The organism is Mesorhizobium sp. M7A.F.Ca.MR.148.00.0.0, from assembly GCF_003997735.1.
Classification (GTDB): Bacteria; Pseudomonadota; Alphaproteobacteria; order Rhizobiales; family Rhizobiaceae; genus Mesorhizobium.
This window is the reverse complement of record NZ_RZTB01000262.1, coordinates 1-1,677: the sequence shown is the minus strand read 5'-3', so window position 1 is coordinate 1,677 and position 1,677 is coordinate 1. Positions and strand designations below refer to the sequence as shown.

Below are 1,677 nucleotides of genomic sequence, written 5' to 3'. Positions count from 1 at the left end.
GTCGCCTGCGGCGACACCTTCTCCCAGGGGAGAAGGAAGAAACTTGCCACTCACCCATTCACCGCCCGGCTATCCCTAGGCGCCTCGTCCCTCTCCGTCAGCCCATAATCCCTCACCACATGGGCGATGCGCAATCGGTAGCCGGTAAAGATACCGCCACGGCCGGCCTTCTGCGCCTGCCGGTGTTCCTCGGTGTTGCGCCAGGCCTTCACGGCTTCCTCGTCGCGCCAGAATGACAGCGACAGGATGCGGTTCGGATCGGCCAGGCTCTGGAAACGCTCGATGGAAAGAAAGCCGTCGATGCCGTCGAGCAGTGGACGCAGGTCCGCGGCGATGCTCAGATAGGCGTCGCGCCGGCCTTCCGCCGGCTCGACTTCGAAGATGACGGCAATCACGGCAGCACCAGTTTCGCGTGCGGGCCTGAGGCCAGTTTCAGGAACATGCGATCCTCCTTCAGGATGAATCTCTCGCGCTTGGCGAATTCGTAGTTTGCCTTGCCGGCGGGATCGGCGGCAAGCCGGGCGCGATAGGCTTCGTAGGCCGCCAGGCTCTCGATATTGTAGGCGGCATACGCGGTCGTCGCCGAGCCCTCATGCGGCGCGTAGTAACCGATCAGATCGGCGCCGCAGCGTGGAATGGCGTGGCCCCAATTGCGCGCATACTCCTCGAAGGCCGCCTTGCCGAACGGGTCGATCTCGTAGCGGATGAAGCAGGTGATGGTCATTGTGGTCTCCTTGGGGTGCGTCGATAGTTCGAGCGGCATCGAAAAATTGTGTCGTCTGGTCTGCTAGGGCTGCCAGAAGGACTTCGCGCATTCGCGGCGCACGTCTTGCCGCGTTAGCCCAAGATCGCGCAGCTGATGATCATCGATCTCGGCAAGGTCCAGACGCTGCAAATGGCGGTCATACCAGCGGGCCAGCAGCCGCGAACGCAGCCAGCTGACGAACGGGAACGATCGGCGGCTGGGGAGCGAGGCTGAGGGGAAAGCGGTTCGTGCGGCCATCGTCGTCTCCTTGATCTCACCTGAGAATAGTGATTATCTGACAAGAACGCTTCGATGAGGAACGAACTATGCGTGAAGGACCCGACATCGCCCGCATCGCCAGCCTGGTCGGCGACCCGGCACGGGCAAACATGCTGAATGCCCTGATGGGCGGCACGGCGCTGACGGCGAGCGAACTGGCGCTCGAGGCCGGCGTTTCGCTGCCGACCGCCAGCTCGCATCTGGGCAAACTGATGGAAGGTGGGCTGCTCACGGTGGCGAGCCAGGGCCGGCATCGCTATTACGGCCTCGCCGGACCGCAGGTGGCGGGCATGATCGAAGCCATCACAGGCGTCGCGGAAGCCGTCGGTCCAAAGCGTGTGCGCCCGGGTCCGCGCGATGGCGCCATGCGCGTGGCGCGCGTCTGCTACGATCACCTCGCCGGCGAGCAGGCGGTGGCGATGCTCGATCGGCTCGTCGCCAAGAACGTACTGGTCCGCGACGAACAAGAGATCAGGCTCGGGCCATCGGCGGCTTCGCATTTCGCGGCGATCGGCATCGACGTTTATACCAAGCCGCGCCGGCCGGTGTGCCGCGCCTGCCTCGACTGGAGCGTGCGCCGTTCGCACCTCGCCGGGACGCTGGGCGCCGCCATCCTCGAGAAGATCCTGGCCGATAAATGGGCGCGCCGCGAG

General features: G+C 64.7%; 4 protein-coding genes. 1 reads left to right on the top strand and 3 read right to left on the bottom strand.

The window, feature by feature from the left end; translation table 11 throughout:
* Positions 1–50: 50 nt before the first annotated feature.
* The 3 genes from EOB49_RS33770 to EOB49_RS33760 all read right to left on the bottom strand — a co-directional run bounded on the left by EOB49_RS33770 (position 51) and on the right by EOB49_RS33760 (position 1,003).
* A complete protein-coding gene (locus EOB49_RS33770) occupies positions 51–395 on the bottom strand; it encodes an antibiotic biosynthesis monooxygenase (protein WP_127383493.1) in 345 nt (114 codons plus the stop codon).
* Positions 392–724, bottom strand: coding sequence for an NIPSNAP family protein (locus tag EOB49_RS33765; RefSeq protein ID WP_127383492.1), 333 nt, complete (start codon positions 722–724; stop codon positions 392–394). Before EOB49_RS33765 ends, EOB49_RS33770 begins: the two co-directional genes overlap by 4 nt.
* A gap of 63 nt (positions 725–787) precedes the next feature.
* A complete protein-coding gene (locus tag EOB49_RS33760; protein WP_127383491.1) occupies positions 788–1,003 on the bottom strand; it encodes a DUF1127 domain-containing protein in 216 nt (71 codons plus the stop codon).
* A gap of 68 nt (positions 1,004–1,071) precedes the next feature.
* Between EOB49_RS33760 and EOB49_RS33755 the strand changes: the two genes are divergently transcribed.
* The coding region (locus EOB49_RS33755) for a winged helix-turn-helix domain-containing protein (RefSeq protein ID WP_164781924.1) at positions 1,072–1,677 on the top strand (606 nt) is incomplete at its 3' end.

Coding starts and splice junctions, on each gene's coding strand:
- EOB49_RS33765 (WP_127383492.1), bottom strand. CDS start 724: ATGACCATCACCTGCTTCATCCGCTACGAGATCGACCCGTTCGGCAAG.
- EOB49_RS33760 (WP_127383491.1), bottom strand. CDS start 1,003: ATGGCCGCACGAACCGCTTTCCCCTCAGCCTCGCTCCCCAGCCGCCGA.